A 24193-nucleotide genomic window follows, 5' to 3' on the forward strand; every position below is an offset into this window, starting at 1 on the left:
CGATAAAGACTCAGCGAGTGCGGATCAGAGATTGACCACGTTGACGAAACGCGGCGTGGCGCTGTCGTCAATGCGCAGGCTGGTGAAGTCGAACAGATTGCGATCCGCCAGTTGCGAAGGGATCACGTTCTGCAGGCCGCGGAAAATGCTCTCAGTACGCCCCGGGCTCTTGCGCTCCCAGTCCTGGAGCATCTCCTTGACCACTTGACGCTGCAGGTTCTCCTGGGAACCGCAGAGGTTGCAGGGAATGATCGGGAATTGCTTGAGATCGGAGTAGGCCTGAATGTCCTTCTCGCTGCAGTAGGCCAGCGGGCGGATCACCACATTGCGCCCGTCATCGGCCAGCAGCTTGGGCGGCATGGCCTTGAGCGAACCGTTGTAGAACATGTTGAGGAAGAAGGTCTCGACGATGTCGTCACGATGGTGACCGAGGGCCATCTTGGTGGCGCCGATCTCGTCGGCGAAGGTGTACAGGGTGCCACGACGCAGGCGCGAGCACAGCGAGCAGGTGGTCTTGCCTTCCGGGATCAGCTCCTTGACCACCGAGTAAGTGTCCTTCTCGACGATGTGGTACTCGATCCCCAATTCCTTGAGGTAGGCCGGCAGTACATGCTCGGGAAAACCGGGTTGCTTCTGGTCCATGTTCACCGCGACGATCTCGAACTTGATCGGCGCCACCTTCTGCAGGTGCAACAGCACGTCGAGCATGGTGTAGCTGTCCTTGCCGCCGGACAGGCAGACCATGACCTTGTCGCCCTCTTCGATCATGTTGAAATCGGCGACCGCTTCGCCCGCCAGTCGGCGAAGGCGTTTCTGCAGTTTGTTCTGGTTGACCGTAAGAGTGCCCATGGCGCTTGGAATCCGCGAGGTATGTGACGAAAAGCCGGATATTTTACGCAAAAACCCCGTCCCCTTGAAAGCGTCGAAACGTAGCGCCCCCCGGGGCCGCGCTGACAGACAGGACAGCGATTACCCTGGGGTTTTACAGCGCGATTTGCTCTAAAGGTGCGCACATCTGACGAAAACTCCTCCCTATACTGCGACATAAGGTCGCATGCATATATAGACCTATACTGACTGTGCCACTTGGCTGTAAGCGCTCCGTTGGGGGGCGATGGCAACAATGAAAGGAGTGACTGACCATGATTCATCATGTCGTAGGACTCTTCACCCACCCCGATCAGGAATGGCGAGAAATCCGTGGCGATGCAGAAGAAAGCATCAGCCACATGTACCTGACCCACACGCTGATTCTGGCGGCGATCCCCGCTATCTCAGCCTTTATCGGCACCACCCAGGTCGGCTGGGTCATTGGCAACCGCGCGCCGGTGATGCTGACCATGGAAAGCGCCCTGTGGATGACCATCATGTCGTACCTGGCCATGCTTGGCGGCGTGGCGGTGATGGGTGCTTTCATCCACTGGATGGCCCGGACCTATGACGCCAACCCGAGCCTGGCGCGCTGCGTCGCCTTTGCCACCTACACCGCGACACCGCTGTTCGTCGGCGGCCTGGCGGCGCTGTATCCGCATATGTGGCTGGGGATGATCGTCGGCACGGCGGCGATCTGCTACACGGTGTACCTGCTCTACGTCGGGCTACCGACCTTCATGAACATCCCATCGGACGAAGGATTCCTGTTTTCCAGCTCGGTCCTGGCGGTAGGACTGGTGGTGCTGGTAGCGATCATGGCCTTCACCGTGATTGTCTGGGGCCTGGGCGTCGGCCCCGTGTACACCAGCTGACGCCGCACCAATAATAATCCTCCATCTGCCAACACAGGCCGCCGCAAGGCGGCCTTCTTAATGGGCGCTCCTGCGACCATTCGGCGCCTGGGCGATTCGGATTAGCCGCTCTTTACGGCATACTCAGCCGCTCTGGAGAGCCGTTAAGCATGCCCGAGCAACTCAATACCCGCGTCGAAGACTGTTTCCTACTCGCTGAATCCTTTTTCAAACGTCCTTTCAAACGCCCGGCGGTCAGCCTCAAATTACGAGGCCAGAAAGCCGGCGTTGCCCACTTGCACGAAAACCTGCTGCGCTTCAATCCCCAGCTGTACCGGGAAAACAGCGAAGACTTTCTCAAGCAGACCGTGGCCCACGAAGTCGCGCACCTGATCGCTCATCAGTTGTTTGGCGAACGCATTCAGCCCCACGGCGAGGAGTGGCAACTGATCATGCGCGGGGTGTATGAACTGCCGCCCAATCGTTGCCACACTTATGAAGTCAAACGCCGCAGCGTGACCCGCTACATCTACCGCTGCCCCTGCGCCGAAAGCGATTTTCCGTTTTCGGCGCAACGCCACAAGCTGGTGGCCCAGGGACATCGCTACCTGTGCCGACGCTGTCGGCACACCCTGGTGTACAGCGGCGAAACCCGGGTCGAGTGATGGCATCAACGCGCTTCGCCGGCAAGCCGACGCCTAGGCAATGACCTGGCTGCGTCGCAGTTCCTCGATACGTTCAGCGCTGTAGCCAAGCTCCGCCAGCACCTGATCGGAATGGGCGCCCAGCCTGGCGCCGATATGCCGCGGTTCGGGCAAACCGTCGGAGAATTTCAGCGGACATGCCATCTGGGTCTGGAGGCTACCGTCTTCCCGGGGGACCTGGCTCAGCAGTTGCCGAGCCTGCAATTGGGGGTGCTCCACCGCCTCGGCCAGGCTGAGCACTGGTTCGACACAAGCGTCGAGCCCGGCGAACAACTGGCACAGCTCGGCAAAGTCATGTTTCTCGAACTCGATCTGCAAGGCCTGCTTGAGGGCCCTTTGCTGCTCGGGCATGGGAGACAAGCCCTGGACCGCCAGTTCCGGCCGCCCCAGGGCCTGACACAACTGCTGCATGAACACCGGCTCCAGGCTGCCCACCGATAGCCAACGACCATCCCGGCTGCGGTAGTAGTCGTAGAAGCTGCCACCATTGAGCACCTGCTGCTCCATTCCCGGCTCAACCCCGCAAGCCAGGTAACCGGCTCCGGCCATGGCGTTCAGGCTGAACACGCAATCGGTCATGCTGATATCCAGGTGCTGGCCCTGGCCGCTATGCTGCCGGGCGATCACTGCCGCCAGCAGGCCGATCACGCCGTGCAGCGAGCCCCCGGCAATATCCGCCGCCTGGATGCCCAGAGGCAACGGGCCCTGGTCGCGACGCCCGGTCTGGCTGGCGAGCCCGGCCAGGGCCAGGTAGTTGATGTCGTGCCCGGCGCGGTCCTTGTAGGGTCCGGTCTGGCCATAACCGGTAATGGAGACGTAGATCAGCCGCGGGTTGATCGCCTTCAAGGCCTCGTACCCCAACCCCAGGCGCTCCATCACGCCCGGGCGAAACTGTTCGAGAACGATGTCGTGGTCCTGCAGCAGTTGCCGGATCACCTCCAGCGCCTCGGGCCGCTTGAGGTCCAGGGCCAGGCTGCGCTTGTTGCGGTTGAGATAGGCGTGACTGGCGGATACACCGTGGTCGTGGGGCGGCAGCACCCGCAGCAGGTCCATACGGGTTGGCGACTCGATGCGCAGTACCTCGGCCCCCATGTCAGCCAGCAGCAGCGAGGCGAACGGCCCCGGCAACAGGGTGGAGAAATCCAGTACCTTGAGTGACGCCAACGGCCCTTGCATGTGCCCTCTCCTCTTGATCGATTGCTTCAGAGTAGGCAGCCGCGAGCAGCGCAACAATTACCACAACGGTCAGCCGGACTGACCGTTGTGCTCAATTTCCAGGCAATAAAAAACCCGCCGTAGCGGGTTTCTTATATTCAGCAAGACTTACTTGATGCTCGGTGCCGGGCCTTCAGCCACACCCAGATCGTCGGTTTCACGGGTGTCGATGATCGCACGACCACCAGACGCCAGCTCGACCTGCAGTTTGTCTTCGTCCAGTTCCTTGACCCACTTGGCAACGACCAGGGTAGCCACGGCGTTGCCCACCAGGTTGGTCAGGGCACGGGCTTCGGACATGAAGCGGTCGATACCCAGAATCAGCGCCAGACCGGCCACCGGCAGGTGACCCACAGCCGACAGGGTGGCGGCCAGAACGATGAAGCCACTGCCAGTCACACCAGCAGCACCTTTGGAGGACAGCAGCAGCACCAGCAGCAGGGTGATCTGGTGAGTGATGTCCATGTGGGTGTCAGTTGCCTGGGCAATGAACACCGCCGCCATGGTCAGGTAGATCGAGGTGCCGTCCAGGTTGAAGGAGTAACCGGTAGGAATCACCAGGCCGACCACCGACTTCTTGGCACCCAGGCGCTCCATCTTGATCAGCATGCGTGGCAGGGCCGATTCCGAGGACGAGGTACCCAGCACGATCAGCAGCTCTTCGCGGATGTAGCGGATCAGCTTGATCACGCTGAAGCCGTGGGCGCGGCAGATGCCCCCCAGGATCACCAGCACGAATACCACGCAAGTGATGTAGAAGCAGATCATCAACTGGCCCAGTTGCACCAGGGAGCCGACGCCGTAGGCACCGATGGTGAAGGCCATGGCACCCAGCGCACCCAGGGGCGCCAGCTTCATGATCATGTTGATGATATTGAACATCACGTGGGCGAAGCGGTCGATGAAGTCCAGCACCGGCTTGCCGTAGGCACCCAGGCGATGCAGGGCGAAACCGAAGATCACCGAGAACATCAGCACTTGCAGGATGTCGCCGTTGGCGAAGGCACCCACGATGGTCGACGGGATCACGTTGAGGATAAAGCCGACAATGCTCTGGTCATTGCCCGCAGTCACATAGGCAGCGACTTTTGAAGCATCCAGGGTCGAGGCGTCGATGTGCATGCCAGCACCCGGCTGCACCACATTGACCACGATCAGGCCGATCAGCAGGGCAATGGTGGAGACGATTTCGAAGTACAGCAGCGCGTAGCCGCCAGTCTTGCCCACCGATTTCATGTTCTGCATGCCGGCGATACCACTCACCACGGTGCAGAAAATGATCGGCGCAATGACCATCTTGATCAGTTTGATGAACCCATCACCCAGGGGCTTGAGGGCCACGCCGGTCTGAGGATAGAAGTGACCGAGCAGGATGCCGATGGCGATGGCAACGATCACCTGGAAATACAGGGATTTGTACAGTGGCTGACGAGTCGTCATTGCAAAGTTCCTCAAGAGCCCCGGCATACAGCTTCCGTCGATGCATGCGGTGCCTAAAGTGCGAACCCTCCTGCGCTGGAGGGATTTGTTGTGTCGAACTGCGTGCTGGCAGATCTTCCGGCTCTATCGCAAAGCCCGTGCCACCTTGTAAAAAAGCCCTACAGGCCTTTAGACATCAGGGGGACAGGCCGATCTTGGCTTCCACTGCACCCGGCGCCGCTGGCGGATTTCCGCCCATTCACCGAGTCTCGTCCTACAGTTTGGCGGATATCCGCCTTGTTCCCTCATAGGGGGCTGGCTAACATCCGCCACTCAATGGACGGACCAGCCTTCATGCGCGAACGCACCATCGCCAGCCACTTTGCCCGTGCCGCCTTAGGCGGTGCACGTCGTCGCGGCTACGATTACGGGCCGCTTCTGCAGCAGCTGGGCATCAGTCCAGAGCTGCTGAGCCAGCCCAAGGCACGCATCGCCCCCGAACAATTCACCAGTCTGCTGCAGCAACTGTGGCTTGCGTTGGACGACGAGTACCTGGGTTTCGGCCATGGCCCCAGCAAACGCGGAACCTTCGCCATGATGTGCCACGCGCTGATCCACTGCCGCACCTTGGAAAAAGCGCTCAATCGCGGCTTGTTGTTTTACAGCCTGTTTGCGCAAGCACCGCGCCTTCGTCTGACGCACGAAGGAGAAATGGCCCGCCTGAGCCTGGATGATTCTGAGTTATGGGACCCGGAGCACTTTCTTAGCGAAAGCCTGCTGGTGATCTGGCATCGCCTGGGCAGTTGGCTGATCGGCCAGCGCATACGCCTTGAACAAGCCTGCTTCAGCTACCCGAAACCCGAACACGGCGCAGAATACGATTTGCTGTTCCCCTGCCCACTGCTGTTCAGCCAGGAGCACAGCAGCCTGTTGTTCCACAGTCGCTACCTGGGCATGCCGCTGCTACAGGATGAACGTACCCTCAAGCACTTCCTCGAGCGCTCCCCCGCCGATCTGCTGTCACGCCCGGACCAGGGCGACAGCCTCAGCAGCCAGTTGCGGCGTCTGCTCAGCCGAGACCAGGAGCGCTGGCCCGACCTGGAAAGCGTTGCCCAGCACCTGCACGTCAGCCCGCAGACATTGCGTCGCCATTTGCGCGAAGAAGGTTCGAGCTTTCAGGCACTCAAGGATGAACTGCGCCGTGACATCGCCATCTACCACCTGGGGCGGGCTGACCTGTCATTGCAACAGATCGCCGAGCAATTGGGCTTTTCCGAACCCTCGGCCTTTCATCGGGCATTCAAGAAATGGACTGGCCTGACCCCTGGCGCCTATCGCGCCCGGGAGCAGTAGCCAAAGCGCCCTTTACAGGGCCGGGAAGTGAATCCTAAAGGCCGCACCGCCCAAGGCTGAATCCCCCAGGGTCAACTGCGCGCCATAACTCTCGATGATGTCCTTGACCACCGCCAGGCCTATGCCCTGCCCTGGGTGCTGGCGATCAAGACGTTCCCCACGCTGGAGAATCCGGGCCCGCTGATCAGGTGGCACACCAGGGCCGTCGTCCTCCACACACAGCTCTGAACCATCCAGAGTCTCGCGCACACTGATGCGTACCGAGCTCAGGCACAGGCGGTAGGCGTTCTCCAGCAGGTTGCCAAGCAACTCCAGCAAGGCCCCGTGCTCGATCGGCACATAGCAGCGCTCGGGCAAATCGAAGGACACGCGCACCTGCTTGTCGCGATAGACCTTGTCCAGGGTGTCGCACAGGCTTTGCAGCACCGGCCGCAGACGTACCTGATGGCGCACCAGGCCACTCTTGCGCAGGCTGGCACGCTGCAACTGGTAGCTGATCTGCTGGCTCATGCGCTCGATCTGCGTCTGCAGGACCCAGGCCTGCTCCCGATCCTGAGGCCGTTGCGCCATGTCCTCGCTGACCCCTTGCAACACCGTCAACGGGGTTTTCAGGCTGTGGGCCAGGTCATCCAGGGAGTCCCGGTAGCGGCTACGCTGCTCGCGCTCGCTTTGCAGCAGGCGGTTCAAGGAGCCGGTCAGGCGCAACAGCTCCCGCGGATGCTCCTCACTGAGGCTTTGGCGGGTACCGCTCTCGATCTGGTCCAATTCCTGGCTCAAGCGTCGCAGGGCCTGCAAACCCCAGGTCAACCCCAGCCAGAGCAATGCCAGCAGCACCAGCAACGCCGCACCAAAGCCCAGATAGAGGTTTTCCCTGACCCCTTCCAGAGTCTGCTGGTACTCACGCACCGGTTGCAGTGCAACGATACTGAAAGCCGCGTTCTTGCCCCCCAACAACTTGATCTCGACGTCGTAGACGAAGAACTCCTGGCCATTGGCTTCACGGATTCTGGCGAACTCGTTACCGCGCCCGTCGTACCGCGGCCGGTAATTGATGTTCTCTTCCTGGGTGGCCCGGGAGCGCCAGACCAGGTGCCCCTCTCGGTCATAGATGTAGCCCAGCAAGCGACTGTCGGCGAGATTGAAGCGCTCGTCCGGCAGTTGTGCGGGCATCTGCAGGCGGTTGTTTTCAATCCGCGCCGCCGAAATCAGGGTGGTGACGTCGGAAGCCAGGCGCTGCTCGATGGAGTCCTGCAGCGCCAGGCTGAAGGCCCCCTGCATGGCCGGCAGCAACGCCAGCATGAACAGCACCGCCAGGGTGGTCGCCGCCAGCATCAGCCGCAGCCGCAGCGATCGAATCATCGGCAGCGCTCGTTGAACAGGTAGCCCAGGCCGCGCACCGTATCAATCGGCTTGAAGCCCGACGGCCCCTCCAGCTTGCGCCGCAACCGCCCCACCAGCACCTCGATGACGTTCGGATCACGCTCGTCATCGTCCGGGTACAACTGCTCCATCAGCCGGTCCTTGGCCACCACCTGCTGGTGATGGCGCATCAGGTACTCGAGGATCCGGTATTCGTAGGCGGTCAGCGCCAGGGGTTGATCATCCATGGACGCCTGCTTGCGATTCAGGTCCAGCAGCAAAGGGCCGGCAATAATGGTGGACTGGGTAAAACCGCTGGAACGCCGCAGCAACGCATTGAGCCGTGCATCCAGCTCTTCGAACTGAAACGGCTTGACCACATAGTCGTCGGCACCGGCGGCCAGGCCTTCGACCTTGTCCTGCCAATTGCCGCGGGCGGTGAGGATGAGGATCGGAAACGTCTTGCCACGGGCACGTAACTGACGGATCAGATCCAGTCCGCCCATGCCAGGCAACCCCAGGTCGATCACCGCCAGGTCGTGATTGAACTGCTCGGTCTGGTACAACGCCTCCTCGGCGTTCGCCACGGACTCGACCACATGGCCACTGTCGGTGAGGCGGGTTTGCAGGTGATGGCGCAACAGCGCCTCATCTTCGACGACCAGCAACTTCATAACGCTCTCCCAGGCAAAATTCGACATCTCCAAGGGCGCCCCTGCGCCCTGACGATCAATGCGCCAGCGCCGGACCGTGCCCAAGGCACAGTCCGGCGCGGTTCAGGCCAGGCCGCTTATCAGAAAGCGTAGTTGGCCGACAGATAAGTCTGGGCACTGCTGGTAAGGCTCAAGGAACCTTGCTTGCTGCCGCCCCGCTCGCTCATCTCGGTCCCGGCATTGCTGCGCAGGTAACGGTAGCCGAGCTCCACCGACGTGTTTTGTGAAACCTGCTGCAGGACACCCGCCTGCACTCCCACCGCGTAACCGATGTCGCTATCGCGGCTGAAGCCCGGGGATTCCTGGGTCAGCTTGGTCAAGCCGGCGGTAGCACCGCCAAACAGCTTGGTGCTGCTGGTCACCGGCAGGAACATATCGTAACTGCCCAGCAGATTTTGCTGACGCAGTTTAATGCCATTGTGAGAGCCGGAAACGTAATCGTAAGTGGCGTAGTAACGGCCCTGGTCATTCTGTTGACCGAAACGCACACCCCAGGTGTTGTCCTTGCCGATCACACCATCGGCGTTCGGATGCCCGAGATTGCTGTTGAGCTGGCTGGATTTTTTAACCTTGTCGCTGGTCTGGCCGTAGGTCAGGCTGGCGAAGTTACTGTCAGCGGCTTGGACGGCGGCGCTGGCGCCGAGAACGGTAAAGGCCAGGATCAGTTTTTTCAATGAAGTCATAGGAAGTTTCCTTTGCGCTATTGGCTTTTTGGGTACGGGGCTAGAGTAAACAGCCCGCCCTGAACTCCCCCTGAACACACTCTTAACCTCGCCTGAACCAGATCCATCTAGCTGTCTTGAGGCATTTCAACCTGCACAACGCTCTCGCCCAGCTTTCTGAGTCCCCTCTCTGCACCACACACCGCTACCCTCGAACTCTTCAACCCGGCAAACTAGCGGCCATGAATGCACTCCCCCCTCTCCCCGCTTGCTGTACCTCTCTGGATGCCTCCTGGCCCCTGCCGGAGGCCTTGCCCCATACCCTTTGGCTGAGCACTCGGTTCGATCCCGGGCAATTGGCTGCGGATGATTTCCAGCGCAGCGGCATTGAAGCGCCGCCCAGCATCCAGCGCTCGGTGGCCAAGCGCCAGGCCGAGTTCCTGGCCGGACGCCTGTGTGCCCGGGCCGCCCTGTGGCAACTGCAGAATGTGGATTGGGTTCCTCCGATCGGTGCCGACCGGGCGCCGATCTGGCCCGACCATATCTGCGGCTCCATTACCCACGGCACCGGCCGCGCCGCCGCCATCGTCGCCGACAAACAGCACTGGCGAGCCTTGGGAATAGACCTGGAAAAGCTGCTGAGCAATGAGCGAGCGGCCAATCTGGCTGAGCAGATCCTCACGCCGGCGGAACTGCAACGTCGGGACCTATTGCCCCCCGCGTTGCACGCCCTGGCGGTGACCCTGACCTTCTCGATCAAGGAAAGCCTGTACAAGACCCTGTATCCATTGGTGCACAAAAACTTCTACTTCGAACACGCCGAAGTACTGGAGTGGTCTGTAGAGGGCCAGGTCCGAGTGCGCCTACTGACGGACCTGAGCGATGAATGGCACCACGGCAGTGAGCTACAGGGGCAGTTCGTGGTCGAGGGCAACCAGTTGCTCAGTCTGATCGCCATCAAGGCCGCCCCGCCGACAATCCTCAGCGGGGCTCCTGCTGTCGGGGCCAGCTGAGGCTGAAGCAGGCCCCCCCGAGGCTCTTGCTCTGGCTGATCAGGGCCCGACCGTCGTGCCAGTGGATGATTCGCCGCACGATCGACAGCCCCAGCCCATGACCGCCGGAAGCCCGGGTACGACTGTCATCCAGGCGCAGAAAAGGCGTGAAGATCTTTTCCCAGGCACTTTCCGGCACGCCGGGACCGTCATCCTCCACATCCACCCGACAGCGCAACTGGCCCACCTGATAACTGACAGTGACCTGGGATTCCGCATGGCGCATGGCATTGCTCACCAGATTCTGCAGCGCCCGGTGCAGATAGCGCGGCTCGGCCTCGACCCAGGCCCCGTCGCACTCGGCGTCGGACAGGCACAGCCCACGCTGGACCTTGAGGTTGGCCCGCAAGGGTGCCAGTTCGCTGATCACTTGGTTAATCAGGGCATCCAGGTCGATACGCTGGAAGTTCAAGGCCGGCGAGCCCTGTTCCAGGCGGGCATAGGTGAGCATCTCGTCCACCAGACGATCCAGGTCCTGAATATCGTGATCCATACCATCCAGGTACTTCTGTCGCGCCTGATCGGTATTTGCCGAGGCAATCATCTCCAGACCAAAACGCAACCGAGCCACTGGTGTACGCAACTCATGAGAGACCGCCCGCACCAGTTCGCGCTGGATCGCCAACAAGCGTTGCAAATGCTCGGCCATGCCGTTGAATGCAGCCGCCAGGCGCCCCACCGAATCCACACCACGAGCCGGCACGCGAGTTTCCAGGCTGCCCTTGGCAATTTTCGTGGCTGCCGATTCCAGGCCGCTGAGACGTCGCTCCAGTTGGCGTACCAATAAATAGACGATCAGGCCGATCAAGCTCAGGCCGAGCACGGCAATCAGCACCAGCCATTGCGGCGGATAAGGGTTCATCTGATACAGAGGGCCGATTTCCAGTACCCAGGGCGTCCCCACCAACCCCGCAAATACCCGGATCGAATCACCGCCCTTGCCCAGGGCCATCACCGTATCGCCCTCGGCCACCCGTCGGCGCTGGTCCTCATCCATATCGGCGGCATCCAGGGTGGACAGGTGCATATCGAAACCAAACCCCTTGGCCTTTTTCAATGCCGCCAGACGCTCAGGCTGCTCCGCCACCGGATACCGTACCAACTCGTCCGCCAGCAGATAGATGGTTGCCCGGGCCAGTTGCTCGCTGATCTGTTGCACTTCGGCACTGAGCAGCAACTGCTCCTTCTCGCTGACCAGGCGATAGACCCGGGCGGCAAAGGGCCCGATCTGCTCCACCAGCGCCTGCCCGCGCAGCACCCGGCCACGCTGGCTGCTGTCCAGGTCGGTCTGATTGAAGGTCTTCAGGCTCAGGGGAATTCCCAACAGCCGCTCCCACACGGCCAGGGCGCGGCGACGCTCGATCTCGCTCATGGGCTTGAGGTTATCCGCCATCAGCGAGAAGGTGCCGTGGGCCAGTCGTTCGCGGTACTGCTCGCTGCGCACCTCGTTGAGCAGGTGCAGGGCCAGCACCCCCAGCAGCGCCACCAGGATCAGCGCGGCGCACATGCCGCCATAGATCCGCAGGAAGATGGAGTTCACGAGGGCAAGTCGGCGGCGGCTTCAGGAACGAACAGATAGCCCTTGCTGCGAATGGTCTTGATCAGTCGCGGGTGCTCCGGGTCGTCGCCGATCTTGGGCCGGATGCGCGAGATGCGCACATCGATGGAACGGTCCTGGCCGTCATAACCTATGCCGCGCAGAGCGGTGAAGATCTCCTCACGGGACAGTATCCGCCCCGCATTCACCACCAGCAGCCACAACAGATCGAACTCGGCGCTGGTCAGCTCGATGCCGACATCGCTCAGCCATGCTTCACGCAGGGCGTTGTCCACCACCAGAGGACCAAATTGCAGGCGCCGGGTTTTCTCCTGGGCAGGCTCCGCTGCTTCGCTGCGCCGCAGCAAGGCCTGGATCCGCGCCAGCAACAACCGTGGGCGTACCGGCTTGCAGACGTAGTCATCGGCCCCCAGGTCCAGGCCCATGACCTGATCCATGTCATCGGTACGGGCGGTGAGCATGAGGATTGGCCCGTCATAGCGAGCCCGAACCTTGCGACAGATACTCAGGCCGTCTTCACCGGGCAGCATCAGGTCGAGAATCACCAGGTCTGGCTGCTCGGCAATGATCCTGGCGGCAGCCCGAGCGCCGTTGCCCTCGATGGCCACCTGCAGGCCGTTGCTCTCGAGATATTCACGGGTCAACTCAGCCAGACGCTGGTCATCCTCGACAATCAGTACCTGCCAGGCTTCTTGCTCCACGCTCGACCTCTTTTTTATTGCCAGCATTCACTGGAAAGAAAGCACCCGTCTTTTTGTCATGAAAAAGACGGATAACCGGCCATGGAAAACGTCGCCAGCAACTCATGGACCGCGACGGATTGTAGCAACCGGGATCGGCCCACATACAAGCGACTAAAACGACTCGGTCAGGGGGATTTTTTGTGATAGGGTTCGCGCCCGCAAAAATCCGCCCAAGGCAATTTCAGGCGGTAAAAAACAGTGACAAATGGTTCCATGCACTAGGACTGCGGCCTGCGCGAGTTTTACCCAGCCCATACACAATTTACGCACAACCTTATCCACAGGCAGCACGTTGCAATCAGCCCCCAAAACGCATTATCTTGTAGCCCGCCGGCCAAAAACACCTATATCTAGGGTTTTACCCAAAAAACCAAACACACTTCAGACAAGAAACTCAAGCCCTTTTCTTGCCCCGTTTGGTGGAACCAATCGCTGTTTCAGAAGACCAAGACCGCGCGTGCGGATGGCATCGTTTTCCACCCTGTCCAGGAGAAAGCGGTACGGGTGTTGCAGCAACAAGACTGTCACCCACCAGGAATAAGGTGCCGAGCCCAGGCTCGACACCATGACTTCGGCATGGAAGCGGCGCCAATAGCCCCCTTCCTGAACTGTCCCGAAGTCGTTATGCCCGGCCTCTGCCGGCTGTAGTGCTTCAGGACGGAACGGTGGGCACCTCAATGGTGCCCAAACAAACATAGAGAACGTGGAGACACCCATGCAAACCGACACAACTCGCGAGAACCCGCAGGCCAATGCGCCGCAGGCCGCCGATTCCAACCTGGATCTGTCTGCTACCGCCCCTGGCCAATTGCGCGTGATCAAGCGAAACGGCACTGTCGTTGCTTACACCGATGACAAGATCACCGTCGCTATCACCAAAGCGTTCCTCGCAGTTGAAGGCGGCACTGCCGCTGCCTCGTCGCGAATCCACGACACCGTGGCGCGCCTGACCGAACAGGTCACCGCGACCTTCAAGCGTCGCATGCCTTCGGGCGGCACCATCCACATCGAAGAGATCCAGGACCAGGTCGAACTGGCCCTGATGCGCGCCGGCGAGCAGAAAGTTGCCCGCGACTACGTGATCTACCGTGACTCCCGCGCCAAGGAACGTGCCACTCGCTCCAGCGGCGAAGAGACGGTACAAGCCCACCCTTCGATCCGCATCACCCGCGCCGATGGCAGCTTCGCTCCTCTGGACATGGGCCGCCTGAACACCATCGTCAGCGAAGCCTGCGAAGGCCTGGAAGAAGTCGATGGCGACCTGATCCAGCGCGAAACCCTGAAGAACCTCTACGACGGCGTGGCCCTGAAAGACGTCAACACCGCCCTGGTGATGACCGCCCGCACCCTGGTCGAGCGCGAGCCGAACTACTCGTTCGTCACCGCCCGCCTGCTGATGGACACCCTGCGCGCCGAAGGCCTGGGTTTCCTCGAGGTCGCCGAGAGCGCCACCCATCACGAAATGGCCGACCTGTACGCCAAGGCACTGCCGGCCTACGTCGCCAAGGGTATCGAGTTCGAATTGCTGAACCCGGTGCTGGCTGAGTTCGACCTGGAGAAACTCGGCAAGGCGATCAACCACGAGCGCGACCAGCAGTTCACCTACCTGGGCCTGCAAACCCTGTACGACCGTTACTTCATCCACAAGGATGGCGTGCGTTTCGAACTGCCGCAGATCTTCTTCATGCGCGTGGCCATGGGCCTGGCAATCGAAGAGAAGCAACGCGAAGACCGTGCCATCGAGTTCTACAACCTGCTGTCGTCCTTCGACTACATGGCCTCGACCCCGACCCTGTTCAACGCCGGTACCCTGCGTCCACAGCTGTCGAGCTGCTACCTGACCACCGTCCCGGACGACCTGTCGGGCATCTACGGCGCCATCCACGACAACGCCATGCTGTCGAAATTCGCCGGCGGCCTGGGCAACGACTGGACTCCGGTACGTGCACTGGGTTCCTACATCAAGGGCACCAACGGCAAGTCCCAGGGCGTCGTCCCCTTCCTGAAAGTGGTCAACGACACCGCAGTAGCCGTGAACCAGGGTGGCAAGCGCAAGGGCGCTGTCTGTGCCTACCTGGAAACCTGGCACATGGACATCGAAGAGTTCATCGAGCTGCGTAAAAACACCGGTGATGATCGTCGTCGTACCCACGACATGAACACCGCCAACTGGATCCCGGACCTGTTCATGAAGCGCGTCTTCGATGACGGCAAGTGGACCCTGTTCTCGCCGTCCGAAGTACCGGACCTGCACGACCTGACCGGCAAGGCCTTCGAAGAGCGCTACGAGTACTACGAAGCCCTGACCGAGTACCCTGGCAAGATCAAGCTGTTCAAGACCATCCAGGCCAAAGACCTGTGGCGCAAGATGCTCTCCATGCTGTTTGAAACCGGCCACCCATGGCTGACTTTCAAAGACCCGTGCAACCTGCGCAGCCCGCAGCAGCACGTGGGCGTGGTCCACAGCTCGAACCTGTGCACCGAGATCACCCTGAACACTAACAAGGACGAGATCGCCGTCTGCAACCTGGGCTCGATCAACCTGCCGAACCACATCGTCAACGGCAAGCTGGACACCGCCAAGCTGGAACGCACCGTGAACACCGCCGTGCGCATGCTCGATAACGTGATCGACATCAACTACTACTCGGTGCCGCAAGCGAAGAACTCCAACTTCAAGCACCGTCCAGTGGGCCTGGGCATCATGGGCTTCCAGGACGCTTTGTACCTGCAGCACATCGCCTACGGTTCCGACGCTGCGGTCGAGTTCGCCGACAAGTCCATGGAAGCGGTCAGCTACTACGCGATCCAGGCTTCCTGCGACCTGGCCGACGAGCGCGGCGCCTACGAGACGTTCCAGGGCTCGCTGTGGTCCAAAGGCATCCTGCCGCTGGACTCGCAACAGATCCTGATCGAGGCTCGCGGCCAGAAGTACATCGATGTGGACCTCAACGAAACCCTGGACTGGGCACCGGTTCGTGCCCGTGTACAGAAAGGCATTCGTAACTCCAACATCATGGCCATCGCACCGACCGCGACCATCGCCAACATCACCGGCGTATCGCAGTCGATCGAACCGACCTACCAGAACCTCTACGTGAAATCGAACCTGTCGGGCGAATTCACCGTGATCAACCCGTACCTGGTTCGCGACCTCAAGGCTCGCGGTCTGTGGGACTCGGTGATGATCAACGACCTGAAGTACTACGACGGTTCGGTGCAACAGATCGAGCGCATCCCGCAAGAACTCAAAGAGCTCTACGCGACCGCCTTCGAAGTGGAAACCAAGTGGATCGTCGACGCTGCCAGCCGTCGCCAGAAGTGGATCGACCAGGCTCAGTCGCTGAACCTGTACATCGCCGGCGCCTCGGGCAAGAAGCTGGACGTGACCTACCGCATGGCTTGGTACCGTGGCCTGAAAACCACTTACTACCTCCGCGCCCTGGCCGCTACCAGCACCGAGAAGTCGACCATCAACACCGGCAAGCTGAACGCTGTCTCCAGCGGCGGCAACCACGGTGACGACTCGGTCCTGGCAGCGCCTGCCGGCCCTGCTCCAGTGCCGAAGGCTTGCGCCATCGACGAGCCAGATTGCGAAGCTTGCCAATAAGCTGAGCTGACAGGCGCCCATGGCGCCTGCGCCAACCCCCGATAGGCCTGCGGCTTATCGGGGGTTTTCTTTTGCCCGCAACAAAGCTGTAGAAGCCGGCTTAGCAATGAACAAGCCTCACCATCCAAGCGTGCGCAAGCCTCGAGGACGCCTTCACTGGCAAGCCAGCCCCGACAACAAGCCAGCCACCTGCGATACAAGCTTGCACGCCTGCAAAGCCCCCCACCAGCGCACGCCTACGAACCCAACACCAATAAAGGAACCGGATGGCAGCAAACAGGCATGAAAAAGCCCCTCATCGAGGGGCTTTTTGTGTAGCGCTCAAGCGAACCGGTATCAGGTCATCTGGATGATGGTCTGCATGATGGTGCTCTGAGTGGAGATGGTCTTGGCGTTCGCCTGATAGTTGCTCTGCGCCTTGATCAGGTTCACCAACTCGTTGGTCAGGTTGACGTTGGACTCTTCCAGGGAGTTGGATTGGATCGCTCCCAGGGTGCCAGTCTTCGGTGCGTCATAACCTGGAATACCGGACGAGTAGGTCTCTTTCCACTGAGTGCCGCCTACCGGCTGCAGACCTTGCTCGTTGGTGAAGCTGGCCAGAGAAATCTGACCGATCGCCTTGGTCTGCTCGTTGCTGAAGTTGGCCAGCATCACACCAGTGCCATCGATGGTCAGGCTGCTGATCTGACCGGTGGAGTAGCCGTTCTGCGCGATGACCGAGCGGGTGCTTTCGCCGAACACCGAACCGGTTTTGGTCATATCGATGCTGACGCCATTCGCCGCAGGCTTGGCACCGTTAGGGGCGAATACGCCATTGGTGACGGTACCCGGAGTCCAGGCGGCAGCCGACATGACAATTTTGTTGCCGGCTATGGTGTACGGCGTAGTCCCTGGCGCAGCTGGCGGGGTAATGGTGCTGAGCTTGCCCGACGAATCGAACGTCATGGTGATCGGCGACTGGTTGGCCATGCTGAATGCAGTACCGTCCGGGTTGCGACCATCAATCAGCGTGTAGGTTTGCCACTCATTAGGGTTCGGCGTCTTGATCATGTACTGATCCATGACGTGCTTGTTGCCCTGAGAGTCATACACCGGGGTACTGAACGACTTGGTGTAGGTGGTGTTGTCGGCCGGATTGAACACATAGGCCGGAGCGGTCGAGGCCACATCGATCGGAGTCGAATCGGAGTTCAGGTTGATCGTCGAGGAGATCGAGTCGGTTGGCTTGGGCGCCAGGTTCGAGGTATCGATCCGCAGGTCGGTCAGTACACCGTTGATGATCTTGCCGTTGGCGTCTACGGCATAACCTTGCAGGCGCGCAGTGCCATCACTGTTGGTGATGAAGCCTTCCTTGTCGGTCTTGAAGGTACCGGCACGGGTATAGGTCAGCGAGCCATTGGTGCTGAGCACGAAGAAGCCCTGCCCCTGAATGCCCATGTCCAGCACGTTGCCGGTGTTGTTGATATCACCGTTAGTGAACTGCTGAGAAACGTTGGACAGGCGTACGCCGTTACCAATCACCTGAGTACCGCTGCCCAGCTTGGTGGCCGAGTAGACGTCGGAGAATTCGGCGCGGGAAGACTTGAAACCGGTGGTTGCGACGTTGGCGATGTTGTTACCGGTGACGTCCAGCTGTTTGTTGGCAGCGTAGAGACCGCTAAGGCCGATATTGAAAGACATATTCCACTCCTTGTGCCGGTTAGTCGGCTCTAGATACCAATGGTTTGTACTTTGGACAGGGCAATCGGGCTGCTCATCCCTGCCAGGTTCAGCATCAACTCTCCGCCGGTCTGGCTGATGGTGACGCTGTTGACCGTCGCCGGCAGGTAGGTGATCAGGTCAGTGCCCTTGCCATCAATGGTGGTGCTGGCCTTGAAGGTGTAGTTACCCGGCGCCGCCTTGGTGCCATCGGTCATGGTGCCATCCCAGACAAAACTGGCGTTGCCGGCCTTCTGGCTGCCCATGTCGATGGTCTTGACGGTGTTGCCATCCTTGTCGGTGATGGTCACCTTGACCGAGCTGACGCTGGACGGAACGGTCACAGAACCGGTCATGCTCTTGCTGGTGTCAACCTGTGTGGTGCCGGACTGGACGATCACCGAGCGACCTACCAGGGACGAAGCCTGCAGAGCCTGAGAGGATTTGTAATTGCCAGTGATGGAGTTCACCGAGGTATTGAGGGTCGTGATCCCTTCCAGGGTGGAGAACTGCGCCAACTGGGCAACGAACGCACTGTTGTCCTGTGGATCCAGCGGGTTCTGGTTGTTCAGCTGGGTCACCAGCAACTTGAGGAACGCGTCCTTGCCCAGGGCCTGCTTGCCGGTGGCGCTGTTCGTCGCTGCCGCCAGGCCATCGGCGCTGGTGGTGTTCGCGGTCTTCTTCGACGAGTTGGCCAGTACATCCTTGAGGGACGGACCGCTGGTGGTATCAGTAACGCTCATTGGCTTCGCCCCTTATCACTGACCCAGGGTCAGGACCTTCTGCATCATGGTTTTGGCGGTATTCATCATTTCAGCGTTGGTCTGGAACGAGCGACTGGCGGAAATCATGTCGGCCATTTCTTCCACCACGTTGACATTGGGGTAGAAGACGTAGCCCTTGGCATCTGCAGCCGGATGATTCGGTTCGTAGCGAGCTTCCAGATTGCTCTGGTCTTCCACCACGCCCAGCACCTGAACACCTTGGCCTGCAGCATCCTGGTTCTGGAACAGCGAATCGCTGCCACCGCTCTGGGCGCCCTGGAACATGGTGGCAAACACCGGATGACGAGCGCGGTAAGTCTGGTCGATGCTCGACGACACGCTCTCGGCGTTGGCGATGTTACTGGCGACGGTGTTCAGACGAGTGGTCTGAGCGCTCATGCCACTACCGGCAATATTGAAAACACTGGCAAGGGACATGGATTACTCTCCGCGCAGGGCTGCAACCAGCCCTTTGAATTTGCTGTTGAGCAGCGTGAAGCTGGCTTGGAAGTCCACCGAGTTCTGTGCGTAGCTCGACTGCTCCAACTGGGCATCAACGGTGTTCTGGTCGATCGAGGGTTGCATCGGCGTGCGATACAGCAGCGATTCGGCGCCACTGCTCAGGCCCTGGGCTTCGATATGCCGGGTGTTGGTCATGTTCAACGCGAATGTGCCGCTCTTGACCTTTTCGTTCTGCTCGGCGAGCACAGCGGAGAAATCCAGATCCCGAGCCTTGTAGTTCGGGGTGTCGGCGTTGGCGATGTTGTTGGCCAGCACTTCGGCACGCTTGGCGCGAAAGCCAAGAGCTTGTTCGTGAATACCGAGCGCTTTATCGAAGCTGATGCTCATGTCGGAAACCTTTGGGTGACCTGATTTTTCGTAAGCTTGACCTAGCAAGCTACGTGCCAAGTCAAAGCCCCCCATAAATCAAGGGTTCTACGGCAGCGGCAAGGCGGCAATGCCAGAAAAGCGGCAATGGATTTCCGCGAAACGCCGGCAAAGCGGCAATCGACCTGCCGCTTTTCGCCCGGCCACCCGATAAAATGGCACCCACAAAAAAAGGAGGCCCTGAGGCCTCCTTTTCTATTGCTGCAACCGCCCATCATTTCGCCTGGTAGATGATTCCAGGGCTGCATTGCACCATCTGATAATGATCCGGCAGACCATTGAGCGCTTCGGAAGCGCCCAGGAACAGGTAACCACCAGGCTTCAGCGTGCTGTGAATGCGCATCAGGATGTCCTTCTTGACCTCAGCCGAGAAGTAGATCAGCACATTGCGACAGAACACGATGTCGAACTTGCCAAGGCTGGCGTAACTGTCCAGCAGGTTGAACGAGCGAAACTCCACCCGGCTCTTGATCGGCGCCTTGACCACCCAGCGCCCCGGCCCTTTAGGGTCAAAGTAGCGCTGCAGGCGCTCGGCCGACAAACCACGGCCGATGGCCAAGCTGTCGTATTCGCCGGTCTTGCAGTTATTGAGCATGGTCCCGGACAGATCGGTAGCAACAATCTGCACCCCCATCTTCAACTGGCCCATGTTGCTGCGCTCGAACTCATCGATGGACATCGACAAGGAATAGGGCTCCTGCCCCGACGAGCATGCCGCCGACCAGATCCGCAAGCGCTGATTGGGGCTGGCCTTGATGGCTTCGGGAAGCACCTTGTTCTTCAATACTTCGAAGGGATAGGTGTCACGAAACCACAAGGTTTCGTTGGTCGTCATCGCATCCACCACCATCTCGCGCAATCCGCTGCGCGGCTGGGTCTGAATCCGCTGAACCAGCTCACCCAAGGTTTTGATGCCTTGCTGTTCCATCAGTTTGTTGAGACGGCTCGAGACAAGATATTGCTTGTTTTCCCCGAGCAAAATACCACAGGCTTTTTCCAGGAAGACCCGGAACTGTTCAAAATCCAAATTACCCGTAGACAATGCTGCCGCCTCTTAAATCTTATGTTCGCCGGGGGCTGATGCCCTCAGCTGTGGTCTGCTGCTTTGATCCGGTCTACTACCCGGGATGCCAGGTCGTCAGGACGGAACTTGGCAAGGAAGTCATCGGCACCGACCTTCTTCACCATCGCCTGATTGAACACCCCTGACAACGAAGTATGCAGGATGATATGCAGCTTTTGCATGCGTGGATCGCTACGTATCTCGGCCGTGAGGGTGTAACCGTCCATTTCGGGCATCTCGATGTCGGAAATCATCATGAGGAATTCCTCTTCCGGCTTCTTGCCCTCATCCACCAGCTTGCGCAGGTAGTCCAGCGCCTGCCGGCCATCGTTCAGCGCCACCACCTCGACACCCACAGTCTGCAGGCAGCGAGTAACCTGCTTGCGCGCCACTGACGAGTCGTCAACGGTCAACACCCGCAAGGAAACAGCCTTGTGCTGAGTCTCGACGTCAACCACGCCCACCGAAATAGACTCGGAGGTGGGGGCGACTTCCGCCAGAACCTTTTCAACGTCGATGATCTCGACCAACTGGTTGTCCACCCGAGTCACCGCCGTCAGGTAGTGATCGCGCCCCGTGCCCTTGGGCGGCGGATGGATCTCTTCCCAGTTCATATTGACGATACGCTCCACCGAGCGCACCAAAAACCCCTGAGTCTTGGTGTTGTACTCAGTGATAATGACGAACGGATTGCTCTGATCCTGCAACCCCCCCGAACCTGTGGCCATTGCCAGATCCAGGATCGGAATGGTCGCCCCTCGAATATTCGCGACACCGCACACCACAGGGTTGGATTTGGGCATCAGGGTCAACTTGGGGCATTGCAGCACCTCGCGAACCTTGAATACGTTGATCCCGTAGAGTTGCTCACCGTCCAGACGGAACAGCAGCAACTCCAGGCGATTCTGCCCAACCAATTGCGTGCGCTGGTTTACCGAATCCATTACACCAGCCATGCCCAGACTCCCCAAAGCTTTAAGATCCGACGCACGCTCATCACTAAACGGCACGGCGCTTGCTTTTTAACTGTTATGAACGCCAAAACGACATTTTTCCGACGCCTGACATCCCCCTACCGCGCATTGCTCTGCGGGATGTCGGCGCTATGTATCCTAAACCCTGGCGGCCCTGCCGTTGCTGATTCGGTCACCCTGCCTGATCTACTTATCGGCGTCACTCAAGGGTTTCTTGAATTCACGGTAGAAGACTACCTGGCTACCAGTCAAACGGAAGGACGCTACGAAATCCAAGTCAACCAGCTGGATCCCCGTATGCGCATGCCTGCTTGCGACAAGGAATTGACAGCGAGCCTGGAAAGTCCAGCACAGCCACTGGGGCGGGTAACGGTCAAGGTCCGCTGCGAGGGAGGCTCACCCTGGACGGTGTTCGTGCCAGCCCAGGTCAAACTGTTTCGCGAAGTGGTCACCACTTCGCGCCCACTCAAACGCACCGGGATCATCGAGCCAGAAGACGTGGTATTGCGCGAGAGAGATATCAGCCTGAACAATCAGGGCTACCTGACTTCCGTGGACCAGGCCATTGGTCAGAAACTTGTCCGACCAATGGTCGCCGACCAGCTTGTTACTCTGGGTCACCTGGAACAGGCTGAAGTAGTACGCAAGGGCGATCAGGTAGTGATTTCGGCACGTAGCGGCACCCTGAACGTGCGGATGCCGGGGGAGGCACTGTCCAACGGCGGCCTGAGCGAGCAGATCAGGGTCAAGAACCTGAACTCGCAACGCGTGATCAAGGCTCGCGTCACCGCGCCGGGGCAGGTGGAAGTGGCCATGTAGATAACTGGCGCTCGACTCGCTCGTTCCCTAAACTGTGGCCGATAACGGGTCGCAGATACCTGCGCTGGCTCGTCGACAATCGAGCCTAAAGTTTTTCAGGGTATGGCCGAAAACATGGCAAGCGTCCAAATACCCAGAGGTTTTCTTCATCATGGTCATCGACTTCAGCCGTTTAAACAGCTCCCCCTCACTGACAGGCAGTACGCGTACCAGCGCCAGCAAGGAAACCGGCGATGCCGGCAAATCCGCTGCGCTGACGACTGCAGCCGAGACCAGCAAAAGCGGGGAATCGGTACACCTCAGCAATGAGGCTCAACAGTTGCAGAAAATCACCGACAAGCTGCGCGATCAGCCTGCTGTCGACAAGGCCCGCGTGGCCGAGTTGAAGCAAGCCATTGCCGATGGCAGCTATAAGGTCGACAGCAACCGTGTAGCCAGCAAACTGCTCAACTTCGAAGCCCAGCGCTAGCCACAGGCTTGCGCCAGGCTTTTGGACGCTTAATCCCCAAGGCCAGCCATGCACGACATCAATCTACTGCAACTGATCAATGACGACCTTGCTCCAGCTCAACAACTGCTGGAGCTGCTCAGAGCCGAATCCATTGCCCTGCACGGCCGCGACATGCCGCTGCTGGAGGATATCCTGGCGCAGAAGCAGGCCCTGGTCATATTGCTGGAACAGCATGGCCGTAAGCGCACAGAGATCCTTGCCAGCCTGAACCTGCCGAGCAATCGTGCAGGCCTCGAACAACTGGCCAGTCACTCCAGCCTGGGCGATCAACTGCTCGAGCAGGGCAACCTGCTGACCCAATTGCTCGCCGACTGCCAGGCCACCAACGAACTCAACGGCCGCTCGATCCAGATTCAACAGGCCACCACCGCCAACCAGCTGAAAATCCTCAACGGCGGCGAACCCCCAGCTCTTTATGACGCCCGCGGCTCTACCTCTATGCTTGCGAAGCCCCGCCCACTCAGTCAGGCTTAAGCCCCAAAAATGAGCGCGCGCTATCAAGCCGTGAAACATACTGGCAAAATGCCAGACCCTGCGTGTAGTTGTATTTTGTCTGGAGATTGATGAACCGTGTTCAACGCCTCAAACGCGGAAGATGCTCCGCAGCCACCCAAGGTGTTCACCACTGCGTTGGAAATTTCCTCCAACCTGCGGTTGCTGCAAGAGAGCCACGACCCGCTGATCATCACTTTCCATGAGCGCAGCCAGCGCTTCCAGAGCTATCTGGTGGAAGTGGACCGCGACAGCAACATGATTGCCCTCGATGAAATGATCCCCCGCGACGGTGAGCGATTCATGCTGGCGGGCGAGCCATTTCGTGTTGAAGGCTTTCATGAAGGCGTGCGCATCGCCTGGGAAAGCAACGGCCTGCCGACCCTCGACGAGTCCAATGGCGGTCGCTGCTACCGAGCCACCCTGCCGGACGAAGTGGTTTACCACCAGCGCCGCAACGCCTTCCGCGCCGCACTCAAGCTGGCGCAACTGGTCGACATCGAACTCAGCGGCGAAAAACTCAAGTCCCCTCTGACCGGCAAACTGCTGGATATTTCCGCTACCGGCTGCAAGTTGCGCTTCGACGGCGATATCTCTTCGCGCCTGCAACTGGGCCAGGTGTACGAGCGCTTTATTGCCGCCCTGCCCTTCGGCAGCATGACCGCCCCGGTCGAACTGCGTTACCTGCATCACGAGGAACGTATCGACACCACCTTTGCCGGCGTACGCTTTCACAACATGAGCGGCCTGGTGCAGCGTCAGGTAGAGCGCTTCGTCTATCAGTTACAGCGTGAAGCGCGGCGCTTCGACAAAGACGATCTCTGAGCCCCACGCACCAATGAAAACGGGCAGTGCCTTGCGGCAACTGCCCG

General features: G+C 59.8%; 23 protein-coding genes. 9 read left to right on the top strand and 14 right to left on the bottom strand.

All coding sequences use genetic code 11. The features are described from left to right. Positions 1–24 precede the first annotated feature (24 nt). The gene (gene ttcA, locus PQT43_RS07035; RefSeq protein WP_102880571.1) at positions 25–849 is read right to left on the bottom strand and encodes a tRNA 2-thiocytidine(32) synthetase TtcA; all 825 of its coding nucleotides are present in this window, start codon (positions 847–849) and stop codon (positions 25–27) included. 293 nt (positions 850–1142) lie between these two features. Here ttcA and PQT43_RS07040 point away from each other — a divergent pair, with 293 nt between their 5' ends. Continuing rightward, positions 1143–1745 carry a Yip1 family protein gene (locus PQT43_RS07040; RefSeq protein WP_267268736.1) on the top strand — a complete coding sequence of 201 codons (603 nt, stop codon included), beginning with the start codon at positions 1143–1145 and terminating at the stop codon, positions 1743–1745. 149 nt (positions 1746–1894) lie between these two features. Continuing rightward, positions 1895–2389, top strand: a complete 495-nt coding sequence (locus tag PQT43_RS07045; RefSeq protein WP_267268737.1) for a SprT family zinc-dependent metalloprotease — start codon at positions 1895–1897, stop codon at positions 2387–2389. A gap of 33 nt (positions 2390–2422) precedes the next feature. On the opposite strand, the gene PQT43_RS07050 is transcribed toward PQT43_RS07045, so the two are convergent. Both PQT43_RS07050 and PQT43_RS07055 read right to left on the bottom strand, forming a co-directional pair. Then, complete coding sequence (locus tag PQT43_RS07050) at positions 2423–3604, bottom strand: CaiB/BaiF CoA transferase family protein (RefSeq protein ID WP_213665817.1); 1182 nt, start codon at positions 3602–3604, stop codon at positions 2423–2425. A 147-nt stretch (positions 3605–3751) separates the two neighbouring features. After that, a complete protein-coding gene (locus tag PQT43_RS07055; RefSeq protein ID WP_102880574.1) occupies positions 3752–5083 on the bottom strand; it encodes a dicarboxylate/amino acid:cation symporter in 1332 nt (443 codons plus the stop codon). A 333-nt stretch (positions 5084–5416) separates the two neighbouring features. On the opposite strand from PQT43_RS07055, the gene PQT43_RS07060 reads away from it, so the two are divergent. After that, complete coding sequence (locus tag PQT43_RS07060; protein ID WP_272753634.1) at positions 5417–6415, top strand: AraC family transcriptional regulator; 999 nt, start codon at positions 5417–5419, stop codon at positions 6413–6415. 12 nt (positions 6416–6427) lie between these two features. Here PQT43_RS07060 and PQT43_RS07065 read toward each other — a convergent pair whose 3' ends face one another. The 3 genes from PQT43_RS07065 to PQT43_RS07075 form a co-directional block, all read right to left on the bottom strand. Further along, entirely contained in the window at positions 6428–7774 is a 1347-nt protein-coding gene (locus PQT43_RS07065; protein ID WP_102880576.1) for an ATP-binding protein, read from the bottom strand. Then, positions 7771–8448, bottom strand: coding sequence for a response regulator (locus PQT43_RS07070; protein ID WP_102880577.1), 678 nt, complete (start codon positions 8446–8448; stop codon positions 7771–7773). The genes PQT43_RS07065 and PQT43_RS07070 overlap by 4 nt, the downstream gene beginning before the upstream one ends. Before the next feature lie 119 nt (positions 8449–8567). Next, positions 8568–9170 (bottom strand): hypothetical protein, encoded by a 603-nt coding sequence (locus PQT43_RS07075; RefSeq protein WP_102860716.1) that lies wholly within the window; start codon positions 9168–9170, stop codon positions 8568–8570. Positions 9171–9391: 221 nt separating this feature from the next. Between PQT43_RS07075 and PQT43_RS07080 the strand changes: the two genes are divergently transcribed. Beyond that, positions 9392–10162, top strand: a complete 771-nt coding sequence (locus PQT43_RS07080) for a 4'-phosphopantetheinyl transferase family protein (protein WP_272753635.1) — start codon at positions 9392–9394, stop codon at positions 10160–10162. Here PQT43_RS07080 and PQT43_RS07085 read toward each other — a convergent pair. Together PQT43_RS07085 and PQT43_RS07090 are read right to left on the bottom strand one after the other, a co-directional pair. Next, positions 10131–11741, bottom strand: a complete 1611-nt coding sequence (locus PQT43_RS07085; protein ID WP_102880579.1) for an ATP-binding protein — start codon at positions 11739–11741, stop codon at positions 10131–10133. The two genes, PQT43_RS07080 and PQT43_RS07085, sit on opposite strands and share 32 nt — an antisense overlap. Then, positions 11738–12460, bottom strand: coding sequence for a response regulator (locus PQT43_RS07090; RefSeq protein WP_102880580.1), 723 nt, complete (start codon positions 12458–12460; stop codon positions 11738–11740). The genes PQT43_RS07085 and PQT43_RS07090 overlap by 4 nt, the downstream gene beginning before the upstream one ends. Positions 12461–13217: 757 nt before the next feature. Here PQT43_RS07090 and PQT43_RS07095 point away from each other — a divergent pair. Further along, positions 13218–16112: a ribonucleoside-diphosphate reductase subunit alpha gene (locus tag PQT43_RS07095; protein WP_102860712.1), complete on the top strand. Its 2895-nt coding sequence runs from the start codon at positions 13218–13220 to the stop codon at positions 16110–16112. Positions 16113–16448: 336 nt separating this feature from the next. On the opposite strand, the gene flgE is transcribed toward PQT43_RS07095, so the two are convergent. The 6 genes from flgE to PQT43_RS07125 form a co-directional block, all read right to left on the bottom strand. Next, positions 16449–17792 (bottom strand): flagellar hook protein FlgE, encoded by a 1344-nt coding sequence (gene flgE / locus PQT43_RS07100; protein WP_253084691.1) that lies wholly within the window; start codon positions 17790–17792, stop codon positions 16449–16451. A 29-nt stretch (positions 17793–17821) separates the two neighbouring features. Then, positions 17822–18553 carry a flagellar hook assembly protein FlgD gene (gene flgD / locus PQT43_RS07105; RefSeq protein ID WP_102860710.1) on the bottom strand — a complete coding sequence of 244 codons (732 nt, stop codon included), beginning with the start codon at positions 18551–18553 and terminating at the stop codon, positions 17822–17824. Positions 18554–18568: 15 nt separating this feature from the next. Further along, positions 18569–19012 carry a flagellar basal body rod protein FlgC gene (gene flgC / locus PQT43_RS07110; RefSeq protein WP_102860709.1) on the bottom strand — a complete coding sequence of 148 codons (444 nt, stop codon included), beginning with the start codon at positions 19010–19012 and terminating at the stop codon, positions 18569–18571. 3 nt (positions 19013–19015) lie between these two features. Then, positions 19016–19423: a flagellar basal body rod protein FlgB gene (gene flgB, locus PQT43_RS07115; RefSeq protein ID WP_102860708.1), complete on the bottom strand. Its 408-nt coding sequence runs from the start codon at positions 19421–19423 to the stop codon at positions 19016–19018. Positions 19424–19676: 253 nt separating this feature from the next. Continuing rightward, the gene (gene cheR, locus PQT43_RS07120; protein ID WP_011062744.1) at positions 19677–20504 is read right to left on the bottom strand and encodes a protein-glutamate O-methyltransferase CheR; all 828 of its coding nucleotides are present in this window, start codon (positions 20502–20504) and stop codon (positions 19677–19679) included. 44 nt (positions 20505–20548) lie between these two features. After that, a complete protein-coding gene (locus tag PQT43_RS07125; RefSeq protein WP_102860707.1) occupies positions 20549–21481 on the bottom strand; it encodes a chemotaxis protein CheV in 933 nt (310 codons plus the stop codon). A 75-nt stretch (positions 21482–21556) separates the two neighbouring features. Here PQT43_RS07125 and flgA point away from each other — a divergent pair, with 75 nt between their 5' ends. The 4 genes from flgA (at position 21557) to PQT43_RS07145 (ending at position 24146) form a co-directional block, all read left to right on the top strand. Then, positions 21557–22318: a flagellar basal body P-ring formation chaperone FlgA gene (gene flgA / locus PQT43_RS07130; RefSeq protein ID WP_110651462.1), complete on the top strand. Its 762-nt coding sequence runs from the start codon at positions 21557–21559 to the stop codon at positions 22316–22318. A gap of 151 nt (positions 22319–22469) precedes the next feature. After that, complete coding sequence (gene flgM, locus PQT43_RS07135) at positions 22470–22787, top strand: flagellar biosynthesis anti-sigma factor FlgM (RefSeq protein WP_102880583.1); 318 nt, start codon at positions 22470–22472, stop codon at positions 22785–22787. 48 nt (positions 22788–22835) lie between these two features. Then, positions 22836–23303 carry a flagella synthesis protein FlgN gene (locus PQT43_RS07140; protein ID WP_102860704.1) on the top strand — a complete coding sequence of 156 codons (468 nt, stop codon included), beginning with the start codon at positions 22836–22838 and terminating at the stop codon, positions 23301–23303. A gap of 96 nt (positions 23304–23399) precedes the next feature. Then, on the top strand, positions 23400–24146 hold the full coding sequence (locus tag PQT43_RS07145) for a flagellar brake protein (protein ID WP_102860703.1): 747 nt from the start codon (positions 23400–23402) through the stop codon (positions 24144–24146). Positions 24147–24193: the final 47 nt, after the last annotated feature.

The organism is Pseudomonas sp. BLCC-B112, from assembly GCF_028550695.1.
GTDB classification, from domain to species: domain Bacteria; phylum Pseudomonadota; class Gammaproteobacteria; order Pseudomonadales; family Pseudomonadaceae; genus Aquipseudomonas; species Aquipseudomonas danubii.

Excerpts from the sequence above, each read along its gene's own strand:
- ttcA (WP_102880571.1), bottom strand. The coding sequence starts at position 849 with ATGGGCACTCTTACGGTCAACCAGAACAAACTGCAGAAACGCCTTCGC.
- PQT43_RS07040 (WP_267268736.1), top strand. The coding sequence starts at position 1,143 with ATGATTCATCATGTCGTAGGACTCTTCACCCACCCCGATCAGGAATGG.
- PQT43_RS07045 (WP_267268737.1), top strand. The coding sequence starts at position 1,895 with ATGCCCGAGCAACTCAATACCCGCGTCGAAGACTGTTTCCTACTCGCT.
- PQT43_RS07050 (WP_213665817.1), bottom strand. The coding sequence starts at position 3,604 with ATGCAAGGGCCGTTGGCGTCACTCAAGGTACTGGATTTCTCCACCCTG.
- PQT43_RS07055 (WP_102880574.1), bottom strand. The coding sequence starts at position 5,083 with ATGACGACTCGTCAGCCACTGTACAAATCCCTGTATTTCCAGGTGATC.
- PQT43_RS07060 (WP_272753634.1), top strand. The coding sequence starts at position 5,417 with ATGCGCGAACGCACCATCGCCAGCCACTTTGCCCGTGCCGCCTTAGGC.
- PQT43_RS07065 (WP_102880576.1), bottom strand. The coding sequence starts at position 7,774 with ATGATTCGATCGCTGCGGCTGCGGCTGATGCTGGCGGCGACCACCCTG.
- PQT43_RS07070 (WP_102880577.1), bottom strand. The coding sequence starts at position 8,448 with ATGAAGTTGCTGGTCGTCGAAGATGAGGCGCTGTTGCGCCATCACCTG.
- PQT43_RS07075 (WP_102860716.1), bottom strand. The coding sequence starts at position 9,170 with ATGACTTCATTGAAAAAACTGATCCTGGCCTTTACCGTTCTCGGCGCC.
- PQT43_RS07080 (WP_272753635.1), top strand. The coding sequence starts at position 9,392 with ATGAATGCACTCCCCCCTCTCCCCGCTTGCTGTACCTCTCTGGATGCC.
- PQT43_RS07095 (WP_102860712.1), top strand. The coding sequence starts at position 13,218 with ATGCAAACCGACACAACTCGCGAGAACCCGCAGGCCAATGCGCCGCAG.
- flgE (WP_253084691.1), bottom strand. The coding sequence starts at position 17,792 with ATGTCTTTCAATATCGGCCTTAGCGGTCTCTACGCTGCCAACAAACAG.
- flgD (WP_102860710.1), bottom strand. The coding sequence starts at position 18,553 with ATGAGCGTTACTGATACCACCAGCGGTCCGTCCCTCAAGGATGTACTG.
- flgC (WP_102860709.1), bottom strand. The coding sequence starts at position 19,012 with ATGTCCCTTGCCAGTGTTTTCAATATTGCCGGTAGTGGCATGAGCGCT.
- flgB (WP_102860708.1), bottom strand. The coding sequence starts at position 19,423 with ATGAGCATCAGCTTCGATAAAGCGCTCGGTATTCACGAACAAGCTCTT.
- PQT43_RS07125 (WP_102860707.1), bottom strand. The coding sequence starts at position 21,481 with ATGGCTGGTGTAATGGATTCGGTAAACCAGCGCACGCAATTGGTTGGG.
- flgA (WP_110651462.1), top strand. The coding sequence starts at position 21,557 with ATGAACGCCAAAACGACATTTTTCCGACGCCTGACATCCCCCTACCGC.
- flgM (WP_102880583.1), top strand. The coding sequence starts at position 22,470 with ATGGTCATCGACTTCAGCCGTTTAAACAGCTCCCCCTCACTGACAGGC.
- PQT43_RS07140 (WP_102860704.1), top strand. The coding sequence starts at position 22,836 with ATGCACGACATCAATCTACTGCAACTGATCAATGACGACCTTGCTCCA.